Below are 4,328 nucleotides of genomic sequence, written 5' to 3' on the forward strand. Positions count from 1 at the left end.
TTTTGGGAGTTGGTGGCGGAAGTGTTATCAAAACATTGGTTGACGAAATAAAATTTAAAGGAAGTATCACTGGAGTTGAAATTGATCCCGAAATTATAAATATTGCCAATACCTATTTTAAATTAGACGAAATAAAAAATCTTACTATTGTAATTGATGATGCTTTTGAATTTGTTTTAAAAACTAAAGCCAAATACGATTTAATTGTTATTGATATTTTTCAAGATACAACAATGCCTAATTTTTTATTTGAAACTTTTTTTACCAATAGGGTTTGCTCTCTTTTAAAAAGTCGCGGTTTTATTCTTTTTAATACGATGCTATTAAATGACATTCAAAATTTGCGAAATAAAAAATACGTCTATGAGTTTTTCAAAAATGAATTTCAAATAAAAACCATTCCGAGAGTTGAAATTCATAATGAATTGATTGTAATCGAAAAATTAAATTAAATGTAAACTGTAAATGGTCTTCTTGAAACTTTACAATTCAATAGTCTTACATCGACACCATTATTTTGCACACTCCTATAATTATTTAATTCTCTGTTGGAATGAAAAAAATTTTAAAAAAATTGCTTCTTGGAAAAACGTCAAAGGGTTTTCAACCTAAATTTAATCCTATCCAAAAACGGATTCAGAATATTCAATCCATTTGGAATAACGATCATCAGGAAGATAATGGAATTGAAAAAATAGTTCGGTTAGTATTAGCTTCGTCTCAATTACTTTTCCCAGGAATATACTTAAAATATTGGGCCAGCAAAAAAGGAGTCGAATATCAAGATTTAGCTTTGGATTTCTATGTCCTATTAAAAGTGGTTTTTCCAATAGTGATTTTAGTAAATCATTGGCAAAGCCATCAATGGATTATTTGGATTCTTGTTTATCTATTTTTAGAAACTGTTTTTTATATTCCAACGTTAATTTTTGCCTCTGATTTATTTTCAAAACCACGATCGTACAAAAGGTCTATGTTGTTGCTTTTCTTTAATTATTTAGAGATCGCATTCGCGTATGCCGTATTTTATTCTATTGATCGTTACTTAAACAGACCTTTCATTCATTGGTTTGATGCTATTTATTTCAGTATTGTAACATCCTCTTCTATTGGTTATGGAGATTATTATCCAATTACCACAATCGGGAAATTTCTAGTTACAACACAAGCCTTACTGTTTCTGTTTTTCATTGTGCTTTTCTTGAATTTCTTTTCCACCAAAGTAAAAACCAAAGGCTATTTCGATCACGAAAATCTAGAGTAATTACAGCATTTTTCTCGCTTTTTCTAAGTCCTCCGGCGTGTCTATTCCGATTCCAACATGCGTCGTTTCGACCATTTTAATTCGTTTTCCAAATTCCAAATAACGCAATTGTTCCAATTTTTCGGATGCTTCCAAAGATTGCATTGGTAAACTATAAAAATCCAATAAGGCTTGTTTTCTAAACGCATAAATCCCGATGTGTTGCATGTACCGAACGCCCGCATTTTTTTCTCTTGCATACGGAATTACCGAACGCGAAAAGTACAATGCAAATCCATTTTGATCCACAACCACTTTTACATTATTCGGGTTATTTATGTCCTCTTCATTTGTAATTTCGCGCATTAACGAAGCTAAATCTACTTTTTTATCCAAATCATTTCTAAAAACTTCAATCACTTTTGCCAAAGGCTCCACATCAATAAACGGTTCGTCTCCTTGCACATTAACCACAATGTCAACGTCTAGATTTTCTACTGCTTCCGCGATTCGATCACTTCCAGATTCGTGTTCTTTGATGCTGCGTATAGCTTTTCCACCGTGATAAACGATTTCGTCATAAATCAAATCGGAATCCGTTACCACAAAAACATCATCAAACAATTGCGTGTTTATGGCTGCTTCATAGGTTCTTAAAATGACCGTTTTACCTCCTAAATCCTGCATCAGTTTTGCGGGAAATCGTGTCGAAGCGTAACGTGCGGGAATGACTGCTATTATTTTCATTACTTTTTTATATTTTTAATTTGCCACAAAGACTCCAAGTCGCAAAGTTTTTTATTTTAATTTTTTATTTTCTACGGCTTTTAAAATACTCATTTGCTGTATCGCTATTTGATTGAGTTTTACTAATCGTTCTTTTTGTGATAAATTTTCGTTGATAAAAAGTGCATTTAAGTTTTCAAGATTAGACAAACAAATCAATTCATTTATTGAAGCATAATCTCTAATATTACCTTTTAAATCAGGATTTAGTTCTCGCCATTGTTTAGCAATTATTCCAAACAAAGCCATATTCAAAACATCAGCTTCATTTGCATACACGATTGAAATTTGCAAGGCAGTAAGTGTTCTGGGTATTAAATTATGTTTTATAGCATCCTTATGTATGCGATAGTTTATTTTTGTTAATTCCCTATGTGCGGACCAGCCAATATGTTTTTGTTCTTCTTCCTTTAAACGCTGAAATTCTTTAACTATATAAAGTTCAAATTCAACCGAAATCCAACTAGCAAATTTAAAGGCAATATCCTTATGAGTAAAAGTCCCTCCATATCGCCCTGATTTTGAAACAAAACCAATTGCATCTGTTGCATTTATCCATTTTTGTGGAGACATAGTAAAGGCATTTAAACCTGCCTCTTTTTTAAACCCCTCGAATTCGAGGGGTTTAAAATTTGAATTATACAGTGTTTCCCAAAGGCCTAAAAACTCTAATGTATTTCTGTTTCTCATCCAATTTCCAATCGTCGCACTCGTATCGTCAGTTTTGTGTTTTGCAATGTCTGTAATAGAAATATAATCAGTGTTGTTGATTACAACTACTGTAACTTCGGTATTTATAACTTTAATTTTAGCCATATAAATTGTGATCAATTATTTAGTCATATTCAGCAGTTGTTCGAAATTTCCGAACAACTTGATTTTCTTCTAATTCACCTTCTACAAAGACATTACTTATATGTTCACTTATAGTTGACTTAGCTCTATCAAAAAGTTCTTGCATAGCTTTTTGAGTCATCCAAACGGTTTCTTCATTTACAAAAACATCGACCCGAACTTCTCTATCCGTAGAGGTGTAAAGTATAAAATCTGAATTATTGGACGGTAATTGTTTCATAAATCTTTATCAGGGAAATGTAATTACTTAGAACTTAAAAATTAATGTACTTTTCAAAAATGCAATACACTTAATCGTTAATTTTTTAAAACGTTTAACTCTTGCAATGTAGAAAATAATACTATTTTTCCATTCCAAATATAACCTTTATTCTCACAAAATTTAAATAATCTTCACCGAAGTCATACTCAATGAACCTCCTAATAACTTATCATTAAACAAACTGAGTTATTCGGTTTTTCCTTTTAGTCCTAAAGTATATATTAAAGGTACATAATGTTCTGGAGTAGGAATCGCTAATTGAAACGCCCTGTTTTGTTTTTCAAAATCTAGCAATGGTTGAAAATTTCTTCAATCGCATTCATCGGACTTCAGTGTCCTAAAAACAACACCGGCATTTTTTGGGTATTCGAAAAAGAGACTGATATTTTATGTAAGTAGTTTAATGTACTCATAACCAATATTTTAAAACTATTGAACCATATAAGTCCTATAAGTTTTCTTTGATTTTAGCTTATATGACTTATATGTTTATCAAATTTACTCCATAAAATTTTCATCCTTAAATCCTATCAAATATAGTTTGTTTTTGGCTCGGGTCATTGCCGTATACAACCACCGAATATAATCTCTATTGATGCCATCCGGTAAATACGGTTGCTCTATAAAGACGGTATTCCATTGTCCGCCTTGTGATTTATGGCACGTAATTGCATACGAGAATTTCACTTGCAAACCATTGAAATATTCGTTGGCTTTTACTTTTTGAAACTTTTGGAACTTGGTTTCGCCCTCGTAATCTTTTAACACTTCCTGATACAATCTATTCGATTCTTCATAGGTCAATGATGGTGATTCACTTTTTATAGTATCTAATAATAAAACAGTTTCAAACGGAATCTGATTGGGGTAATCAATCATTCGAATTTTTACTTTGGCAAACTTAAAACCGTACAATTCTTTGATATTGAAAATTTCTAATATTTCGATGATATCACCATTGGCAATAAAACCCGCTTCATCAGAATCTTTCAACCAAAAATAATTGTTCTTAACCACCATCAGAAAATCGCCTGTAGAAAGTTCACTTTCTTTATCGAGGATTTTGGTTCTGATTTGTTCATTATATTGATTCGCTCTTTTATTGGAACGAACAATAAAAGCGGTGTCTTCTATACTATAATTACTGTAGGCAGAATTGATGGCATCTTGTATATCGTACCC

At 31.6% G+C, this 4,328-nt stretch carries 6 protein-coding genes and 1 pseudogene; 2 read left to right on the forward strand and 5 right to left on the reverse strand.

Translation table 11 applies throughout. The annotated features are described in order from the left end of the window. Both ACH2BG_RS03495 and ACH2BG_RS03500 read left to right on the forward strand, forming a co-directional pair. The coding region (locus tag ACH2BG_RS03495) for a spermidine synthase (RefSeq protein WP_395046334.1) at nucleotides 1–452 on the forward strand (452 nt) is incomplete at its 5' end. Between the two features lie 101 nt (nucleotides 453–553). Further along, entirely contained in the window at nucleotides 554–1,264 is a 711-nt protein-coding gene (locus ACH2BG_RS03500; protein ID WP_395046335.1) for a potassium channel family protein, read from the forward strand. Here ACH2BG_RS03500 and kdsB read toward each other — a convergent pair whose 3' ends face one another. From kdsB to ACH2BG_RS03525, 5 genes and pseudogenes are all read right to left on the reverse strand, one after another. Next, entirely contained in the window at nucleotides 1,265–1,990 is a 726-nt protein-coding gene (gene kdsB, locus ACH2BG_RS03505) for a 3-deoxy-manno-octulosonate cytidylyltransferase (RefSeq protein ID WP_395046336.1), read from the reverse strand. It lies immediately after the preceding gene. A 51-nt stretch (nucleotides 1,991–2,041) separates the two neighbouring features. After that, complete coding sequence (locus ACH2BG_RS03510) at nucleotides 2,042–2,845, reverse strand: KilA-N domain-containing protein (RefSeq protein WP_309758578.1); 804 nt, start codon at nucleotides 2,843–2,845, stop codon at nucleotides 2,042–2,044. Nucleotides 2,846–2,864: 19 nt separating this feature from the next. Next, nucleotides 2,865–3,104 carry a hypothetical protein gene (locus tag ACH2BG_RS03515; protein WP_309758577.1) on the reverse strand — a complete coding sequence of 80 codons (240 nt, stop codon included), beginning with the start codon at nucleotides 3,102–3,104 and terminating at the stop codon, nucleotides 2,865–2,867. Nucleotides 3,105–3,266: 162 nt separating this feature from the next. Then, nucleotides 3,267–3,452 (reverse strand): annotated as a pseudogene (locus ACH2BG_RS03520) (4,5-DOPA dioxygenase extradiol); the annotation flags it as partial. Nucleotides 3,453–3,644: 192 nt separating this feature from the next. Beyond that, nucleotides 3,645–4,328: ATP-binding domain-containing protein (locus ACH2BG_RS03525; RefSeq protein WP_395046337.1), on the reverse strand; the 684-nt coding region annotated here is incomplete at its 5' end.

The sequence above is a fragment of the Flavobacterium sp. genome (assembly GCF_043779715.1).
In the GTDB taxonomy this organism is placed as follows: Bacteria; Bacteroidota; Bacteroidia; order Flavobacteriales; family Flavobacteriaceae; genus Flavobacterium.